General features: G+C 41.5%; 13 protein-coding genes. 2 read left to right on the forward strand and 11 right to left on the reverse strand.

The window, feature by feature from the left end:
• Nucleotides 1–10: 10 nt before the first annotated feature.
• From DWU89_RS12055 to DWU89_RS12105, 11 genes are all read right to left on the reverse strand, one after another.
• Nucleotides 11–547 carry a hypothetical protein gene (locus tag DWU89_RS12055; RefSeq protein ID WP_115499891.1) on the reverse strand — a complete coding sequence of 179 codons (537 nt, stop codon included), beginning with the start codon at nucleotides 545–547 and terminating at the stop codon, nucleotides 11–13.
• A gap of 17 nt (nucleotides 548–564) precedes the next feature.
• Nucleotides 565–1,059 carry an RNA polymerase sigma factor gene (locus DWU89_RS12060; RefSeq protein ID WP_115499892.1) on the reverse strand — a complete coding sequence of 165 codons (495 nt, stop codon included), beginning with the start codon at nucleotides 1,057–1,059 and terminating at the stop codon, nucleotides 565–567.
• A 135-nt stretch (nucleotides 1,060–1,194) separates the two neighbouring features.
• Nucleotides 1,195–3,222, reverse strand: a complete 2,028-nt coding sequence (locus DWU89_RS12065; RefSeq protein ID WP_115499893.1) for a RagB/SusD family nutrient uptake outer membrane protein — start codon at nucleotides 3,220–3,222, stop codon at nucleotides 1,195–1,197.
• 12 nt (nucleotides 3,223–3,234) lie between these two features.
• On the reverse strand, nucleotides 3,235–6,705 hold the full coding sequence (locus tag DWU89_RS12070; protein ID WP_244205902.1) for a TonB-dependent receptor: 3,471 nt from the start codon (nucleotides 6,703–6,705) through the stop codon (nucleotides 3,235–3,237).
• Nucleotides 6,706–6,735: 30 nt separating this feature from the next.
• A complete protein-coding gene (locus tag DWU89_RS12075; protein ID WP_115499895.1) occupies nucleotides 6,736–7,746 on the reverse strand; it encodes a FecR family protein in 1,011 nt (336 codons plus the stop codon).
• 75 nt (nucleotides 7,747–7,821) lie between these two features.
• Nucleotides 7,822–8,427 carry an RNA polymerase sigma-70 factor gene (locus DWU89_RS12080; RefSeq protein WP_115499896.1) on the reverse strand — a complete coding sequence of 202 codons (606 nt, stop codon included), beginning with the start codon at nucleotides 8,425–8,427 and terminating at the stop codon, nucleotides 7,822–7,824.
• A gap of 6 nt (nucleotides 8,428–8,433) precedes the next feature.
• Nucleotides 8,434–9,753: a Gfo/Idh/MocA family protein gene (locus tag DWU89_RS12085; protein ID WP_115499897.1), complete on the reverse strand. Its 1,320-nt coding sequence runs from the start codon at nucleotides 9,751–9,753 to the stop codon at nucleotides 8,434–8,436.
• A gap of 18 nt (nucleotides 9,754–9,771) precedes the next feature.
• Entirely contained in the window at nucleotides 9,772–11,334 is a 1,563-nt protein-coding gene (locus DWU89_RS12090) for a family 16 glycoside hydrolase (RefSeq protein WP_115499898.1), read from the reverse strand.
• A 147-nt stretch (nucleotides 11,335–11,481) separates the two neighbouring features.
• Entirely contained in the window at nucleotides 11,482–13,362 is a 1,881-nt protein-coding gene (locus DWU89_RS12095) for a WG repeat-containing protein (RefSeq protein WP_115499899.1), read from the reverse strand.
• 672 nt (nucleotides 13,363–14,034) lie between these two features.
• Nucleotides 14,035–14,796, reverse strand: a complete 762-nt coding sequence (locus tag DWU89_RS12100; RefSeq protein WP_115499900.1) for a LytR/AlgR family response regulator transcription factor — start codon at nucleotides 14,794–14,796, stop codon at nucleotides 14,035–14,037.
• Nucleotides 14,793–16,835 (reverse strand): tetratricopeptide repeat-containing sensor histidine kinase, encoded by a 2,043-nt coding sequence (locus DWU89_RS12105; protein WP_115499901.1) that lies wholly within the window; start codon nucleotides 16,833–16,835, stop codon nucleotides 14,793–14,795. Before DWU89_RS12105 ends, DWU89_RS12100 begins: the two co-directional genes overlap by 4 nt.
• A 189-nt stretch (nucleotides 16,836–17,024) precedes the next feature.
• Here DWU89_RS12105 and DWU89_RS12110 point away from each other — a divergent pair, with 189 nt between their 5' ends.
• Nucleotides 17,025–17,708, forward strand: a complete 684-nt coding sequence (locus DWU89_RS12110; RefSeq protein ID WP_115499902.1) for a response regulator transcription factor — start codon at nucleotides 17,025–17,027, stop codon at nucleotides 17,706–17,708.
• On the forward strand, nucleotides 17,705–18,976 hold the full coding sequence (locus DWU89_RS12115; protein ID WP_115499903.1) for a sensor histidine kinase: 1,272 nt from the start codon (nucleotides 17,705–17,707) through the stop codon (nucleotides 18,974–18,976). Before DWU89_RS12110 ends, DWU89_RS12115 begins: the two co-directional genes overlap by 4 nt.
• Nucleotides 18,977–19,014 lie beyond the last annotated feature (38 nt).

The raw sequence follows: 19,014 nt of genomic DNA on the forward strand, positions 1-19,014 counted from the left end.
CATGTTTTTTTTATTCGTCTTCACTAAAAAGGCTTCCTAACTCTTTTAATTGATTATCTATTATCTGACGGTCAGCTTCATCCTGATCCTCCGCCGGAAAATATTCGTCGGCGGGAGTGGCCACCTCCTGCAACGCTTCAAATGCCAGCGAACGGACTGTATGAATATCTGTATAGCAACGGCCGTTTATCACGACATAGTTATCGGAACAGAAACAGGGATCGGCCGGATACAGCAGCCGGCTGAAACTCAGCAAAGCCAACACACAGGCAGCCACTCCCGAAAGCGTGTAAAGGATAGCCCGCTTAACACCGGCTTCGCTTTTATGCGACCCCACGTGGAGCACGGGAACAGGGGCGGCTTCCTCCTCCTTCAACTGTTCGATCTCTTCATCAAAATAAGCAAACAGAGGCTTATAGGCTGCCAAATGCTCCGGCACATCTCCGGATGCAAAAAAGGCACGAATCCGCTGCTCTTCACCGGCTGAAGTTTCACCTTCAAAATACCGTTCCAGCAACTCTTCCATATATTTAATCCTCTCTTCCATAATTCATAATTCAAAATTCATAATTCCTTAACCAATTGTTCCCGTATCTTTTTTCTCGCTCTCGAAAGATTAACCCGGACGGCTTCGACCTGCGTACCTGTTATTTCTGCTATCTCCGCCAACTCGTAACCTTCTACGTCTTTCATCCGGATAATGGTCTGCTGAAGCGAGGGCAGCTTGCCTATCAGCCAGCGGATGCGGGCAACGGTGTCTTGCTGTTCCAGTTCTTCCGCCGGATTCCGGCTACCCGAATCGAGCGAGAGCTGCGTTATATCCGTCCCTTCGGGCCGGTGCTGTTTCAATTTATCTAATGCCAGATTTTTGGCAACCTGTATCGCCAATGCCTCGACACTGTTATAACTGTCCAGCTTCTCGCGTATCTGCCACAACTTGAGAAAAGTCTCCTGCACAATATCCTCTGCATCAGACCTGTCTTCCATCATCCGCCTGGAAATATTGAACAACTTCTCCCGAAGCGGCAATACGGTTATTTTAAATGTTTCGAGTTCCATTTCTGTTATTATGACGACAAAGAAACGAAAACATAACATGAGGAATGGAAAAAAATTAAAAAAGGCCGGAAAAAATTTCCAGCCTTTCTTACTTTCAGCATTCTGTCTTAAAACTAGCTAACGCATATTTTATAATTATCGAGAATTATCTGCCCCTTCTCCCGCCACAACAGGCCATCCTGGATTTTGATAAATAGGTGAATCCTCTATTGTTTGCCCATCTGGAGAAGTTATCAAGAAATGTTGCACACTGATCGGCTCTAAATAATGAGCTTGGCAGAAGTTCAAACCATTGTAATAATTATTCCCCCCCTGTACAATTTCCAAAACACGAAAATAAGGACTTAATGAAGGAGATGAAACCGTATTCTTTTTCTCATCTGTTTGATCCGCAAGCAACAAACCTTCAGCAAAGACACTTTGCATCGGTCCCCAGACTTTACATCCTTCAATATGAAAATTAACAACCTGATCTAACGACCTCCAACGAATCAGGTCTTCCCAGCGCCTACCTTCCCCGATAAATTCACACCGACGTTCCCGACGAATATTATACAAAGTCGGATCAATCATCTGGTTGTGAGAATAAGCCCCCCAGTCATTCAATGCCTCTTTTGACATATCTGTCGCTGCAATCGTTTTATTATAATCCGGGGAAACACCGGCCCTTTCGCGCAAAGCCCTCCAATACCGATCAGCTTTAGCATCGATTATTCCTTTTTTCAAATAGGATGCTTCCATGTAAATAAGATAAGCTTCTGCGGCTCTAAAACAAACAAACGCTGTTTCATCACGCCCATCCAAGGTGTAATTAAAATTTAATGAGTTTCCCTTACCATAAATATATCCGGTAGAGGTTCCCAAGTTTTGGGCAGTAGAATAAATACCCGGAGCTTCCGGAAAATATTCTAATTCGGTCACATTTTCCACTGCACGAACTTCACCCGGAGCTTTCATAAACAATCTCCAACGCCAGTCACGATCGATCTTGGTATCCGTAATATAATCATCTCCGGCATAACCACTACCCTCCGCATAAACCGGCAGTCCATTTTGCATTAGAAATGACTGTTCAAACTGATGAGTAAACCCACGATTTCCACCATAATATGCCTGCAAGTTAAAGCTATGAGCCACATTCACATCTTGGCTGAATGCACGATACATCAATACCTCAGGATAGTTGCTCGGATCCTTACAGGCAAACATGTCATAATAAGGATTATTTGCTTCAGAAAATGAACTCCTGATAATATTATTATTGGTTGTCAAAGAAATAGCATCTGCAACCTGCTGCGAAGCATCCATTGCCTGATCGAGAAACCAATCGATTTCTCCATCCAAGCTTCCGGAAGGAAACTGGTAATTCTGATTATAATCTTTATTCGCGCCAGGCCAGCCTGTTCCATTTGGAACCATCGCTGTTCCGGCATGGTATTTTTCCCATGTCGCTTCAAATAAGGCTACACGTGCTTTTAATAACAATGCGACATTCTTTGTCAAACGAACTTTTCCTCCTGCCGGATTATTATTCATTAAGCCAATAGCCTTGTCCAAATCACTTATAATAAATCTTGCGACTTCATTGCGGGGATAACGTTTTGATGCCTGTATTAAAGAATCTTTATTATCGGGTAATACTGTCGTAATAATCGGAAAATCTCCCAAGTAACGCAAACGAAAAAAGTATTCGTGCGCTCGCAAAACATATCCTTCTCCGATATAATGCCTAATGTCCGTTTCATTACCACTGATAGCATTTGCCTCATACTTATGAACGGCATTCTGCAAATAATAATTAAGTGCATAAATATTAGTAAAATTCCAATATCCATCATTCTGGCTAACCATCTTTAATCCAGGCACATATTTATTCTCACCAGAACGTTCAATGCCATTATCAGTAAGAGCCTCATTCAGATAAGGGCCACCATATCCAGTAAAGGAAGGGAGCTGCCCACCTGTTTTAACATCCGTTTGCCGGTTTCCACCATAATAATTAATAATATATGCCGCCAACTGATCTTCACTATTCAAATATTTTTCCGGAGAGACAGTCGAAACCGGTTCTATATCCAGAAAATCATTACAGCTGCACATGATAGCCAAACTCAATCCTAACAGGAAATGTTCCGCAAATTGCTTATAACTATATTTCTTCATATCATTCCAATTTTAAAAGTTCACACTCAAACCCAAAGAATAAGTTCTGGAAAGCGGATACACCGTTCCTCCTTTCCTGCCAATACCTGCTGTTTCCGGATCCATCGTATTACTTAGTTTCGTTATTGTCAACAAATTCTCACCGGATACATAAATCCGCAAATTCTGCAATCTCAGCGTATTTAAAACTACTTTTGGAAAAGTATATCCTAATTGTAAATTCTTAAGGCGCATATAAGCTGCATTCTGTACAAAACGAGTTTGTGTCTTTTTATTCTTGGTGTTAAACAAAGGACGAGGATAATAACCATCAATGTTTACTCCAAAAATAGAAGTATCATCTTCCGAACGGAAATAATCCAAATGGTCTGTAAAAAAAGTAGATTGCCAGTTTCCGGTATTAGCACCCCAGAAAACCATATTATCTTCTCCCGGGTCATAATCTCGCTTCAAAACGCCTTGCCAGAACATCTGGAAATCAAAACCTTTATAGGATGCATCGAATGTGATACCGGTACGGAAACGAGGTGTGCTATTTCCTATTTTCTTTTTGTCACCCATATCATAGATCGTATTATCTCCGTTACTGATTTTTCCGTCACCATTGATATCAGCATACATTACATCACCGGCAGCCCAACTGCTACCGATAGCTGACTGCCCTCCATTCGGCAAAGATGCTAAATGAGCTTCCATTTCTTCATCTGTTTTTGCTATTCCAAGAGTTGTATAACCATAAATGTTATTAATCAATTCACCTTCGATATAAGAACCGGACATACTTCCCGTCGGATTTGCATATCGTAAAATCTTTGTCTGTGAATCGGATATATTCATTTTCACCCCATAACTAAAATCACCAACATGGTCACGCCATGCCAGTTCCAATTCCCAACCATATGTTTTCAAATCACAGTTATTAGTGTTGGGAACAGATGTTCCAAGCGTTACCGGCAATTCAACACCAGGACCGACCATGTTCAATGTCTTACGCACGAAATAATCTAATGACCCGGTGAAACGATTATTGAGAGCTCCCCAATCAAGTCCTATATTAGTTGTCCGGACCTTCTCCCAAGTCAAGGTCGATGAGATCAAGGATGGTACTGTCGCTGTATTAGGTTTTGCACCGTTGATCAGCCAAGTTCCATTGGATGTCCCGGTCGTTATCGTTTGATAAGTCGGATAATAACTCGATGTGTTCTGATTGGCAAGCTCACCATATGAGCCTCTAAACTTCAATGTTTGAATGACATCTACCCAATTTTCCCAGAAATTTTCCCGTGCAATATTCCATCCAAGCGAAAATGAAGGAGTCCAAATCCAACGTTGGTCTGCACGAAAACGGGAGGAACCATCATAGCGCAGATTGACTTCTGCCATATAACGTCCATTATAATCATAATTCAAGCGACCAAAAAAACCGGCTGTCGCCCAATTATTATAATTACCCCCAACGGTGGTATTATCAATATCCGTCGTTAAATCCAGAATTGGCATATCCGTAGAAATCATACCGGACCGATAACCTGTCAACGAACGAAGTTTCTCTCTTTCTGCCTGAAAGCCTATCATCACGGCAAAGTTGTTCTTATCGAGGCTAAACGAATAATTCGAATAAACATTCGGGTTCAAATATGTTGATTTATAAGAATATTCTCTGACAGAATCCAAATTCGGGCTTGTCCCATTTGCGACATATATTTCACTCGGATCATTTTGATAATGCGCATATACTCTTTTATAATCCGTATGCTGCCACTGTCCGCTGGTCCGGACATTCATTTCTGCAATAATATTCCAGTCTTTTAACGGAGTAAAAGTCACTTTCATTTGATTATATAAATCATCCTTTTGTTCTTTATACCGACCGCCATCCTCCAATGCTTGGATATAATTAATATCCGTCATATAGTAACCGTTCGGATCCTTTATCGCACGCGTTGGACGGGCACGTCGTAAAAGATTATCATAAAAATCTGTATTCATTACAGACGGCCGTGCGTAATCATCCCGGATAAAACGAGAATTATAATCTAACTTAAAATGCTTTGTCAACTGCCCCGATATTTTTGCCGTCAATGTAAAACGGTCTTCCGTATCCGTTCCATAACGCATAAAACCATCTTGGCTCATATAATTACCTGATAAATAATAATTGATCTTTTCGGTTCCTCCGCTAACACTCACATTATGTTCCTGTGACGGAGCCATACTTCTGTAATATTCCTCCAACCAATTAACATTTGCATAAGTATAATCGTAATTCCATTTTCCACCACCGCCAGTTCCATAATCACCAACGACATTGTTTGGGTCCAACTTCCCATCCATATAATCTTTTACCAACTGTACATAAGCTGCATCAAAAAGGATAGATTGATTCGTATTAAACTGTGCCTCATTGAAATAATTAACAAATTGATAAGAATTCTGTAATTCGGGCAACATGACCGGAGTATTAAAGCGGACATTGACATTATAGTTAACTTGTGCACGCCCCGTTTTTCCGGTTTTAGTCGTAATAAGAATAACGCCGAAAGGAGCTCTCGAGCCATAGATAGAAGAAGCGGCAGCATCCTTCAGGACAGATACACTCTCTATGTCTTGTGGATTTAATGCTTTCAAGTCACCAGCCATTCCATCAATCAGAATCAAAGGGGAACTGCTTGTATTTCCAATAGTACCAGTTCCACGAATATCGATCGATTTGGCAGCATTCAACTCACCGCCATTCCCGCTATTGGTGATATTCAATCCGGGAACAACCCCCTGTAAAGCCAAGACAGCATTCTGGACAGGACGGGATTCAAAATCCTTGGAAGTAGCAACACCCACAGAACCTGTCAAATTCACTTTTTTCTGAGTACCGAAACCAACAACAACAATTTCATCCAAAGCCTGTGTGTCCTCCTGCAAAGTTATATCCAAAATTGTGCGGTTTCCAACAACAACATTCTGCGGTCTATATCCGATAAAAGAGACCTGCAGAGTTGATCCTTCAGGAATATCCAGGGTAAAATTACCATCCATATCCGTAACAGTTCCGTTCGTTGTCTGAAGAACCGATACCGATGCGCCGGCTACAGGTTCATTATGCGAATCTTTAACGATACCGGATATCCGACGTATTTTCTTAGATTGCAAAGATGAATCTGTTGATCTATAGACTGATATTCTTCTTTCTTTGACATCATAAGTCACGTCTTTATTTTCAAACAAAATGTCCAGTATATCCTTTATACTCCTGTTCTCCACATTAATACTGACATTCTGCTCGACATCAACATCGTTGTTACGCAGTAAAAAAGAATAACCGCTCTGATTCTCTATCTCATTAAAAACTTGCTTTAATGAAACATTTTTCAAATGCAATGTAATTCGAGGATCTTGCAATAAATCATGACTTGCAAACAATGGACAAGCCACACAAAGTAGCAGACAAATAATCGCTACTTTATACGTAGTAAATGACATTCTCATACATCTGTGTGATTTTAATTAATACAATCTTCACTTATCTCTCAAAACAATTTTATTTCCATCATGAAACCAAACATATTTATTATCGACATCAATATATTTAAGGATATCGTCAATACTCAGTTTTGTAGTTATACTGCCTGTAAAGATTTCCTTCTCTACAAATGTAGAATGGACCTCAAAACGAACATTATAAATGCGCTCAAGATCCTTCAATATTGCAGGTAAAGGAGCAATGACAAAACTAAGCTTTCCCAATGTCCAGGCTGCGGAAATTTGTGCGTTCGCCTTTTCAACACGAGTCTGTTTCGATCGCTTGTCATATATCAGATTCTCATTGGGAGAAAGACAATAATTCCCGGTCGTCTCTAATGAGAAAAACACATTAATCTTACCCTCCAACAAACTTACTTCCACCGTCTCGTCATCCTGATAGGCACTAATATTAAACTTTGTGCCTAACACTTTAACGTTCAGACAATCGGTATGCACGACAAACGGACGGAAAGGATCCTTAAAAACTTCAAGATATGCCTCACCTGACAGATAAATACCCCTTTCCTTTTCCATAGTAAAAGAGGGCTTATATTCCAGAACAGAACCTGAATTCAGGCAGACAACCGTACTATCGGGTAATATAATTTTAGTTTGTGAACCCAAAGGTACTTCCATCCGATAGTACTGCGCATTTGCTACTTTAGTTCGATCGACATCTCGCTTTATCAAATACGAAGAGAAAGAAACAGATAAGAGAAACAGGACCATCGCTGCTATTTTTAAAGCCAGAAAGAATCGCCTCTTTATCATCTCTTTTTTATGAGAGTGAATATATGTACAGATAATCTTATAATTCTTGTCTTTATTAGATTCAAAACGAGGAATTAACATCTGGGCATTACTATGAGCACGATCTTCAAAATAAGATTGCATTTCTCTATCGGAAACTAAAAGATCAGCCAGTTCCTTTTCTTCATCTATTGATAAATCATTTTCAAAATAACCATTTATCAATTCATCTAATCTTAAATATTGATTCTCCATTTATTATGCTTCGTTTTATATAAAATACACATAACACACTTCATCCATTTAGGAGAAATGGAACTTTTTATATGCTTATTTAAAAAAAGTTCCTGATAATAAAAAGGAAAGTAAATACACGATTTTTGGTCCGAGCACGGCTTTCATCCGATCAAGCGCATTTTTAATCTGAACACGAACTGTATTAATATTAATATCCAATTCTTCCGCTATCTGCCGGGATGATTTACCCTGATAAAGATAATACTCAAATATCTTTTTACATTTGGCAGGTAATGTTTCGACAACCATTTGTACCTGCCTTTCAAGTTCCCTGAATTCCAGTAACGACAACGGATTGTTATCATTCAAACAAAAGTTCTCATGCAAATCCAATAATAGCAAACGATACTCGTCCATCGCATTCTGCTCATTACGGAGCATACGTAAATAGTTTAAACAAGCATTCCTGACACTTTGTAACAAATAAAAATGGATGGGAAAAGTTATACTCGCCCGATTGTCCCATATTCTCATAAAGACATCATTCACTATTTCTTCCGCCTTCTCCGGACAAAAAACGTAAGTAGTTGCAAAAGTGCATAAATAGGTATAATAGCAGTTATATAACAAGGAAAAACTCCTTTCATTTCCCTTATTGATATCAGCTATCAAAGATGCATTCACAACATATTTATCCATACAAATCTACATTTTCAAATACTTTTCCCTGATTGGAATATTAAGCATTGCCGAAGCAGCATTATCATCTATAAAATCTTCTTTCCCAGGATTCCATTTTAACTGAGTACCCATTTTAACAGCAATCAATCCCAATTGGCACATTGAGATCGTACGATGGGCAGTTTCAAGAGGTTCCAATGTTTTCTTTCCGGTTTTAATAGCAGTCAAAAAATCTTCTTTGTCGGAAAGTAAATTCCGGATTTGCATTTCATCCCGCCCTATTTCTGCGTTCAATATAGTATCGGAACTGGCAGTCAGCTTATCCGGATATTCAATTTCGACCCAACCGTCAGTACCTTCAAAACGGACATAGGGGCGCTCTATCTTAAAAAACATCTCCACTCCATTTTCATATTCATAGCGAATATCAAAACGATTCATTGTGTTCCACAGTCCCTTGTCAAAATCTCCATTTCCCTCTATTACAACCGGACCTGTATATTCCGTATTGTTCCCCCATTGGGCAATCCCCATCAAATGAGCTCCCCAGTTAGAAATCATGCCATTACAATAACTATCGACCCTCATCCATCCGGGACGACCATATGCTTTCCGTGCATGTACGCGCTTCTCTGTGTATGGAACCTCCCATGCCGGTCCTAACCACATATCATAATCAAGTTCTTCAGGAACAGGCATTGTAGACTGCGGTGGTAATGCCTCCCCATTAAGCTCGGGCGGTACAGCCAAATAAATCCGCTGTACTTTCCCAATCCTCCCATTTCGGACAAGTTCAACGGCTCTGGAGAATTGTGGTAATGTTCGAAACTCGCTATCATTACGAGTAATAACCGGATACTTTTTCAATACTTCCACCAAACGACGCCCATGCCCGATACAAGTAGAGATCGGTTTTTCCAATGATATATGTTTTCCGTTTTTTGCAGCTTCAATCGCCATTGGTATATGCCAGTGATCAGGGGTTGAAATCATAACTGCATCCACTTCTTTTGAGGACAAAACTTCGCGAAAATCCGAATAGCCTCTACAACCTTTATAAGAACAACTCTTTCGATCCGAATACCCCTTATCCACTTGTTTCACGGCATTTTCCAAGCGCCATTTGTCTACATCGCAAACTGCCACAATCTGTCCCAATTCGGATTTAAGTAATTGAGGAATATTGGGGTTAACCGCCTGACGTCCACAACCGATCATTGCTACATTGATACGATTTGATGGAGCCTTATCTCCTAATACATAAGAAGGGACTATTGTAGGTAATATAATTATACCAGTAGTTCCAATTATTGATTTTCGTAAAAAATCTCTGCGTGTAGTCATAGTATTAATTGTTATATTTTATTGAACAACTTTAATCTTTATGTTTCGAAAGCAAATATCACATCCATGATCCTGTAATAAAATATGTCCTTCATCAATTACTCCAAATCCCGGAACATCTTTAAATTTACTGGATTTTATCTTCGCTTTAAAATCATCACTCGAACGATCATATTTCAAAATCAGTTTCCCATTCAACCAATGCTCGACACATGTACCATCGCTTACAATCATACTTTCATTCCACAGACCTACCGGATTTACTTTCTTATCAGCAGAAGGCGGATATATTTCATACAAAGCGCCGGCAGTATGATAGTCATTAGGAAGCATTTTCCCTGTCAGCATCCATTCATGGTATTTATCATCCAACAGTTGGTATTCCAAACCAAACCCATATCGTTTGTTGTTACCTAACCCTTCCTGTACATAATACTTCACGCCACTATTACCACCTCGCGTCTTCATGTTCCATTCCCACTTCAAAATAAATTTACCATACTTCTCCTTAGTTACAATATCACCGGCATCCGTTGATTCACCGCCTCCTTTCAAATCAGCAATCAACTGATGATCGGCTATACGCCATCCGGATTTAGGAAAATCTGAACTATTTATTCCCCTCCACTTTTTTGTACTTTCTCCGTCAAACAAGAGTTTCCAACCTTCAGTTTTTTCTACAGTACTCAGTTTATTAAGAGGGGTCTCATATCTTTGCTTAAAATCATTCCAAGTCTTAATAGTCGCCAACAAGTAAGAACCTGGATCTCCTTTCAAATTATAACATTGTATGCCAATAGGTCCTGTATATCCTTTGTCAATAAGAGTTTCCACAAAACGATAACAATCAAAACTTCCTTGTCCCAAAGGTTGAATCAATTGAGACCATCCCATTTTTTTCGTGTCACCGCTATCAGCTCCATTAATTGAAACGACAAATAATTTAGGTAGCGTCAGATCAAGTGTCCGGATAAGATCATCTTCTGAAGCAGTTTTCAAAAAATGACATAAGTTAAGCACTGAACCGACATTTTCTCGATTCACTTTTGTTGCAATACGATAAGAATCTTCTGCTGTTTCCACTAAAAAATCAATATGATGATAAATTGCTAACCGAACCCCATAAGGCTTCGCATAGTCGGCAAGCTCCCGAACAATATCCACAATCTTACCGTCTGCCATCTGATCCGATGGTTTATATTTTTTCGAATGAAAATGAATCCATAAAATTAAATCCGTACCTTTCAACTGAGGAATAATCTCTTTCCAAGAGGACAAGTAAGGTTCATCTTTATCTATATCGACATTCATATAGTCCGTATAGATACGAAGCTCGTACTTTTTCATTATACCAATCGCATCCAACAACCCTGTAGTTTCTCTTTGTTCCATACCGTCATATCCCCATTGTTTCAGCAATGCAGCTTGCTCCATTACAGGGATAGTATCCAGTCCTCTTTTATTAAACGAATTATTAAACACAAACAACGGATTATCAATCTTACGTATATTCTGTCCGAAGCAAATAGCAGGGATCCATATCAAATAAAATATTAATAGCCACAATCTATACACTTTCATAATCTTCACCTCCTTTTAAGTTATCAAATATATTTAAAATACACATTTCTTCATATAAACATTTAGATACAATTACGTATTTTTTTCTTACCGGAAAAAAGGAATAAAAATAAAAGGCCGGAAAAAATTTCCAGCCTTTCTTACTTCTTAGAATGTGCATCCGGCTTGTCGCGCCTTCCTCTGCATCTGCTCCAATGATTTCGCGTATGTATTGTTTAAGCGATCCGAGCTATGGATTACCCGGTAATCACCGGCGGTTGCTCCATCTGCCAGATCCGGAGAAATCGAATGGGCTGCATTCTTTCCTGCCGCACTTCCTTTTCGACCGGCATTCGCTTTAGTCCCGTTCGCCAGACGAGATGAAAGTCGTTTTATTTCGGAACGGTAGAAGGCACAGTTATTTCCACCGCCGCCACCGGAACCGCCGCCGCCACCGTAATTGCCACCATCACCGGCATGGGCTGCCAACGACATATTACTTGTTGCCGACACATATCCCGCAACATCACCTTCCGCCAGACTACTAACCGCCTGTCCGATCGAGGCGACATCGCCCCCGCCGTTCTTCACGCCATCTACCGCCAATGCCGTTCCGGCTGCAACTCCGATAATGTTTGCTGCGGTCATGAATCCTTGTTCCACCCGGTTCCATCGCCGTTCGCGTCGGTCTTTCTTGGCTTGTTTCAGATTTGCTTCTATCTCTTTGTTTTCCGGGTCCAGTTTATTGGCGATTTTCAGGCGGTTCATACCTTCTTTATAGTTTTCTTTTTCAATGTCCATTATTCCAAGATTATTATGAACCATTGCATAAGTCGGATCGATACTCAGTATTTTCTTATATTGTACACGCGCCTCCGCAGACATTCCGGCTTCATCGTACACGACAGCTTTTGCAAACGCCCTGTCCAGCAAATCGTCCATCACCAAACCATCCGCACCGATCTGTCCATGTTCAAAATTAATCCAACCGACCGATGTTCCGGCGACAAAAGGTTCGATCCGGTCATAACTCGGCGGAACAACCAAAGCACCCGTCCAACTATACAGCCCGACCTCTTCGTCCTTATAGACCGCAAACACTTCCCCCTCAGGCATATATTCGATCATATCGAACTGGCAAGGAATCACCAGCCGCCCATAATAGTCGACCGCCCCCCATTTATCGTCTTGCGCAACCAGAGCGAAGCCATCGCCCACGCGTGCGATCTCTTCATAGCGCATAGGTACGGACCAAAGCGAATCGGCCGGAACCGGAGTGCGGTAAAGGCTATCCATAACCAACATATCAGTAGCTTTCCCCGCCTCTTCTATTTTAGCTAACAGCTCATCATATAATCCATTCCCCCGATCTGCCTCCACTTTTTTTGCCGTTTCTTTATAAAGCTTGTTTGAAGTCGGAAGTTTCGTCATCATCTCCTTCAGTTTATACTTGCAAGGAACGACAATCTCGCCTTTCAAGTCGATCGCCCCTATCTTGCCGTCCATCTTAACAGCAGCCAAATCATTCTCCTCAAAGTTCTCCGCCCACTCAAATTTAGGCGGGATCACAAAATTCCCTGATTTATCGATGAAGCCAAACATCCCGTCTTTCTTGACCGCCGCCAATCCCCGGCTGAATCCAGCCAGTTTGTCAACCGGTTCAAACTGCGGTTCGATGATAAAACGGTTATACCGGTCGACAAAACCGACCCGCCCATTCAACTGTACGCCTGCCAGATTCTCCTCAAACCGTTTGGCTACTTTTTCATATTGGGCAGGAATCGTCCATTCCGTCTCATAACCGACATGCAGAATGTCATCCAACTGGTTTCCAAACGAAATGCCAGTCCCCAAAATCCCGTTATTGGAAAGCGTAGCCGCCTTCTGCCACCAACCGCTTTTCTCCCCCTTGTTTTCAAAGCCCCATCTCTTAGCTTCATTCGCTTTGGCAGCCAGACCGGAGCCGTCTGTTTGTGCATAGCCAAAAACAGAAATTACCCAAACCAGAACAAGGCTCCACTTTATCTTTGTTATCCAATATTTTTTCATACTCCTATATTTTATTATTTGTTTACCACCCCACTTTTACTTGTCTTACCCTTTCCTCTGTTTTTAAGCAAACCTCTATATGGTTTTCAAATGTAAAAAAACACAAACACCCCGGCAACGGGTAAAATCTCCATAGTCGGACAACTTATCGAATTTACCGTTAAGCGGTAAAAAACAACAGACAAAATAAAAAGAATTTTAGCTATAGAAGTGACAGGGAAATATCGTCTATGATTCAGGGTTATTGTAAAAAACGTTTTTTACAGACTCGAAAGACATCTGAAAGCAAACAAATGTTAATCCTCTTTTCGGGCGTCAAAAAAGGGCTTTTTCCCTTTTTCCGGGAGTTTTTTGCCATTACGACCGTCCTCTTTTGACAAACGACCGTTTTTAGGGCAAAAAAGCCCCTAAATTTCCTTGGGATATTTGAGACGCCGTCCGTTTTATTTTGCTACAGGCGATTCTCCGGGAGTTAAGGTTTATCACTTTGACAGCATTTTCATCTTTCGATAATCAAATTGCACGCTTTTTGGAATGGGCTCGGCACCTCATTTTCCCTGTTGTCAGCCATAAAGGCCAAAACAGCAAAAAGAGTCAATCCAAAATCGATCAAGATTTCGGACGAAATAGAAAAATGGCTAAAAAGGGGGTTATTGTAATTTCCCCGATCTACTATATAATCTCCAGCAACTCCTTCACCCTCCCATAATACCGGCGCGAAGCGACCAGCTCGATGTCGTTGAAAGGCGGATAGAGACGGCATTCGAGCGTTTTATTTTCGATGGAACACAGATAGTCCATATTGACAATACAATTCTGGCTGATCTGGACAAACGAGACGCTCATATTCAGTAAATCGCGGGCGGAAATATTCATACGAAGTTTATAGTCAGTCCGGTTGGCAAGGTAAAGCTGCCAACAGCGATAAGTATCGGAAAAACGGAACATCAGAACATCCTCGCGTTTCAGGAACAGCAAGCCTGTTACCGTCTGGATCGCAAATTTACAATCGTCCGCCAGCAAACGGCGCATAGACTGTTCCATATTGACTTTACTCCGGTAAAAGACACACCGGAAACGTTCGATGACAGCATCCAGTTCTTCCGGCAGATAAGGCTTCAACAGATAATCGAAAGCAGACGCCCGCAAAGCGTCCAGGACATATTTATCGTATGCCGTGTAAAAGATCACCCGCATATCGGCATGCACATCGGCACGGATGCTTTGCCAAAGGTCGAAGCCGGACATCTTCGGCATTTCCACATCCAGGAAAAGCAGGTCGGGCTGTTGGCGAATGATAATCTTGCGCGCCTTCTCGACTGATGTCGTCGTTTCCAGGATACGGATATCGGAATAAGCAGACAAATCATTACTCAAATTGCGTATAGAAGCTATTTCGTCATCGACAATAACTACTGTAATTTCTTCACTCATAATTCAAACGTATAATCAAACGGGACTACAAAAGAGACTAAAGTACCGTGCTCACCCGGTTCAAGTCGGCTACGGTCTTGTATAATAAAGTTCATTTTATTCTTATTCCGCCTGTTCAGGATTTCGATGGTCTGGTTCAAAATCTTCAAACCGTATCCTGTACTCTGCTCATCTTTCTGCAAATGCCCGTCATTGGAAAAACCAATGCCGTTATCTTCTATATCGATATAAAGACATTGTTGTTTCTCGGTGACTTGTATCCGTATGCAGGCATCCGCATCTTCCGGGTCAAAAGCATATTTCACGGCATTTTCTACCGGGATTTGGACAGACATGGAAGGAATCAACCAGGTCTCCGGTATTTCGGAAGGCAAATCCCAAATAATCCGGATTCGTCCGGGATCACCTAACATACGGAGTTGCAAATATTCCTGAACCAATTGTATTTCGTCTTTCAACGGGACAGCTATTTGTTCGGAAAAGATCAAGTTCCCCCACAGCACCTTTATCAGCAAGCGGATCGGCTTATCCAACCCCTCATATTGCCGGAAAGTCGGCAATATGATATTTAATGCATTAAATATGAAATGGGGAGAAATACGGTTCCGGACTACAGCCATACGCAGACGATTCACAGTAGCCATCTGCTTCCAATACAATTTTTCTTCTTTTCTTCGCTTATACAAAATCCAGCAAAAAGAGGCTGACAAAAACAATAGTAATAACAAGCCGCAATAAAGAGCAACAGTTTTCCAGTGACTCACCTCATTTTGGACACCCATAAGCTGAATATCCTTTTTCAGCAAAGTCGTATCCTGCCTGTACCGGAAATCGATCTCCGCTAAACTGTTTCTCACCTTTACATTCCGCAGCGAATCATTAAACATATCGGCCTTCGTCTTAAATTCATAAGCTCTGCGGTAATCCTTTTTCTTATCATACAATTCCTGCATCCGGCGGTTATTATAATATATGTAAAGCGGGTTGACCAGCTTCAGGTCATAAGTACGCGAAAGCAGTTGCTCCGCCTGGGGAAGATCATTCTCCAACAAAGCTAAGGAAGCATACAAGCCATCCATATAATAGCGAAAAGAAGGATGTTCATAAGCTTTTCCGAACAGTCGGCGAGCGTCATCCAGATAGATATGGGCCGAATCCGGTTGTTTGTCCAGGATAAATATTTCACCCATATTCCCCCGGACAATCGCTTTATAGAGCGGCTGGGGAAAAGCATTTGTAATCCGGTCCGCTTTGCGGAACCAATCGAGGGCCTTCCCATATTCCTTTGTATTATAGTAGTAATTTCCCCGGGTGTTGGAAAAGAAATAACGTTCATAAGGGGTACACAGGCTATCCATTTGCTCCGCCTTTGTAAAATACTCATCCGCTTCGGGAAAGTTTTCCAGTTCCACATATAACTTGGCCAGACCGGAATAAATGGCAAAATGATCCCGCGCTCCCGTCCCTAACGAATCTGCAACAAAAAGAGCCTTCCGGTAATAAAAACCGCACCATGAATAATCCCCGTTCTGCAAATATGAATCGGCTAAATTCATATAAACGGATGGTAACACGCTTCTCTTTTTTGTCATATGCAAAATTTCGACTGCCGATTTTAGAACAGTAATAGCCGAATCGCGCTCACTCTGTTCCTGCCAATAGACTCCCCGGTTATTATAGGCTTCTGCCAGCAAGGACAAATAGCTGTCCGAAGGTTGCTTTTCACGACAAAAACGAATCACCTCTTCATTTGTCCGCAAAGCATCCTCCATCCGATTCTGATAATAATAACATTTGGATTCGTGAGATAATAGCATACAGATGCACAAGCTATCCTTCAAAAACGACCGGTTTTCAGAAAAAACCTCGATTACTCTCTGCGGGGATTCAGTCATCGAATCCTGATAAAGAGCCAACAATGAATCTGTCATAAGCATTTCTCTGTCAAACTCTCCGGACTGTTTATAAGAACAACTGCCCAACCCCCAGAATATGACTAATCCGACCAAATATAGTTTTAGCACATCTTTCCTCTCCATTTAACCTCTCTTAAAAATATCTTAAAGAAACTGTTTTTTGTTGAAACTGACAAATAAAAAACACCCTTCTATCAGACAAACTGTCAATTTTAAGGATAAGCGGCATTTTTTCATGTTTTTCTGAAATTCTTTGATTCCAGAATTTTGCCAGAATATTTCAGTATCTTTGTTTTTCAAAGCTACGAGGATATGAAAATACTAATTGTTGAAGATGAAAACTCATTACGCGACATCATGGTCTGTTCTCTCGAGAAAGAACGCTATGTAGTGGAAAGTGCAGCCGACTATCAGGGAGCTTTACTCAAAATCAACGATTACGACTACGATTGTATCGTGTTGGACATCATGCTGCCCGGAGGAAACGGCCTTTTATTGCTGGAAGAACTGAAGAAGATGAAAAAGAAGGACAGCGTCATTATCGTTTCCGCCAAAGACTCACTTGAAGACAAGGTGAAAGGGCTGGATCTCGGTGCAGACGATTACCTGACCAAACCTTTCCATCTGGCCGAACTGAACGCGCGGATCAAATGTGTCTTACGCCGAAAACAACAAGATGGGGAAATGGACATCACGATTGCAAATATCACCATGTATCCCGACCGTCACGCTATCTATATAGATGGCAACCAACTCATATTGAACCGGAAAGAATTCGACTTGCTCTATTATTTCGTAACCAACCCGGACCGGCTTATCAGCAAAACGGCTTTAGCCGAATCCGTATGGGGAGATTATATAGACCAGGCGGATAATTTCGATTTCATCTACAGCCAGGTCAAGAATCTCCGGAAAAAATTGAAAGCGGCCGGAGCCTTGCCTGAAATCAAAGCGGTATATGGCTTCGGCTACAAAATGATATACGAAGAGAGATGAGACTACGCCAATATACACTGCGTAACCTGTCCGTTCCCCTGCTACTGATCCTGTCGGCATGGGCATGTGCGTTCTACATAACCATTATCCGGGAAATAAACGAGGAAACGGATGAAAGCCTGACGAACCACAAAATGCTGATCATCAAAGCAGCATTGGCTGACAGCACATTATTGACAGACCATGTGGATATATTGACACAATATTATATACATGAAATTCCTCCGGCAAAGGCAGACCTGTCGAAGGACGTATTCTTCGATTCCACGCGGGTTGTTCCCCTCGAAATGATCTCCATCCCGGTACGCGGATTGAGGACTTGCTTTCGCACATCCGACGATAAATACTACGAACTGACAATCATCACCTCCATTCTCGAAAAAGAAGATATGGTAAGAGCTACGGTTATAGGGCTCGCCATCCTCTATTTTTCATTAGTGTTCTGTATCTTACTGGTCATACATCTTGTGTTCAGGAAAAGCCTGCACCCTCTATATGTACTGTTCGACTGGTTGAAGAAATACAGGCTTGGAAAAACCAACATCCCGTTGCGGAACGAAACAAAGATTGAGGAATTTCACATCCTGAACGAAGCGATCGAAGACGTGGTCCGCCGGAACACCAAGCTATATAATATGCAGAAACAATTTGTCGAGAATGCCGCCCACGAGCTTCAAACACCGCTTGCAATCTGCATTAACAAACTGGAGCTGATGAGTGAAAATCCGGATTGCACCGAGCGGCAACTGTCTGATATAGCCAGCCTGCATCAAACCCTTTCCGGGATTGTCAAAATGAACAAATCACTCCTACTCCTGTCTCGCATCGAGAACCGGCAGTTCCCGGAAACATCACGTATAGAGATGAACAAGCTGGTCTCCGGGATACAGGAAAACCTCGACGAAATGTACGAACACAAGCATATAACAGTCACTGTTAAAAACTCGGCACAGCTATTCACGACCATGAACGAATCGCTTGCCTCCACCCTGCTCACAAACCTGATAAAGAACGCATACATCCATAACTGCCAGGACGGCATTATCCAGATTACAATAACCGCCCATACCCTGACAGTTGCCAATAGCAGTAATGCGCCCCGGCTGAATGCCTCCACCCTGTTCGACCGCTACGAACGGCAAAGCCGGCACAAAGAGTCTACCGGACTGGGGCTTGCCATTGTCAAATCGATCGCAGCGCTGTATGAAATACAAGTAGAGTATAACCATGACAAACAACTTCATGAATTCAAATTAACATTCAAATAGCCGGGATTCCCAAATCTTTCCCAAATCGTTTCATTCCT

Origin of the sequence: Parabacteroides acidifaciens, from assembly GCF_003363715.1 — a bacterium.
GTDB classification, from domain to species: Bacteria; Bacteroidota; Bacteroidia; order Bacteroidales; family Tannerellaceae; genus Parabacteroides; species Parabacteroides acidifaciens.

What these genes read in the sequence shown, in the direction of transcription:
- DWU89_RS12065 (WP_115499893.1), bottom strand. Translation starts at nt 3,222, where the DNA reads ATGAAGAAATATAGTTATAAGCAATTTGCGGAACATTTCCTGTTAGGA.
- DWU89_RS12115 (WP_115499903.1), top strand. Translation starts at nt 17,705, where the DNA reads ATGAGACTACGCCAATATACACTGCGTAACCTGTCCGTTCCCCTGCTA.
- DWU89_RS12085 (WP_115499897.1), bottom strand. Translation starts at nt 9,753, where the DNA reads ATGACTACACGCAGAGATTTTTTACGAAAATCAATAATTGGAACTACT.
- DWU89_RS12070 (WP_244205902.1), bottom strand. Translation starts at nt 6,705, where the DNA reads ATGAGAATGTCATTTACTACGTATAAAGTAGCGATTATTTGTCTGCTA.
- DWU89_RS12105 (WP_115499901.1), bottom strand. Translation starts at nt 16,835, where the DNA reads ATGGAGAGGAAAGATGTGCTAAAACTATATTTGGTCGGATTAGTCATA.
- DWU89_RS12100 (WP_115499900.1), bottom strand. Translation starts at nt 14,796, where the DNA reads ATGAGTGAAGAAATTACAGTAGTTATTGTCGATGACGAAATAGCTTCT.
- DWU89_RS12080 (WP_115499896.1), bottom strand. Translation starts at nt 8,427, where the DNA reads ATGGATAAATATGTTGTGAATGCATCTTTGATAGCTGATATCAATAAG.
- DWU89_RS12060 (WP_115499892.1), bottom strand. Translation starts at nt 1,059, where the DNA reads ATGGAACTCGAAACATTTAAAATAACCGTATTGCCGCTTCGGGAGAAG.
- DWU89_RS12075 (WP_115499895.1), bottom strand. Translation starts at nt 7,746, where the DNA reads ATGGAGAATCAATATTTAAGATTAGATGAATTGATAAATGGTTATTTT.
- DWU89_RS12110 (WP_115499902.1), top strand. Translation starts at nt 17,025, where the DNA reads ATGAAAATACTAATTGTTGAAGATGAAAACTCATTACGCGACATCATG.
- DWU89_RS12090 (WP_115499898.1), bottom strand. Translation starts at nt 11,334, where the DNA reads ATGAAAGTGTATAGATTGTGGCTATTAATATTTTATTTGATATGGATC.
- DWU89_RS12055 (WP_115499891.1), bottom strand. Translation starts at nt 547, where the DNA reads ATGGAAGAGAGGATTAAATATATGGAAGAGTTGCTGGAACGGTATTTT.
- DWU89_RS12095 (WP_115499899.1), bottom strand. Translation starts at nt 13,362, where the DNA reads ATGAAAAAATATTGGATAACAAAGATAAAGTGGAGCCTTGTTCTGGTT.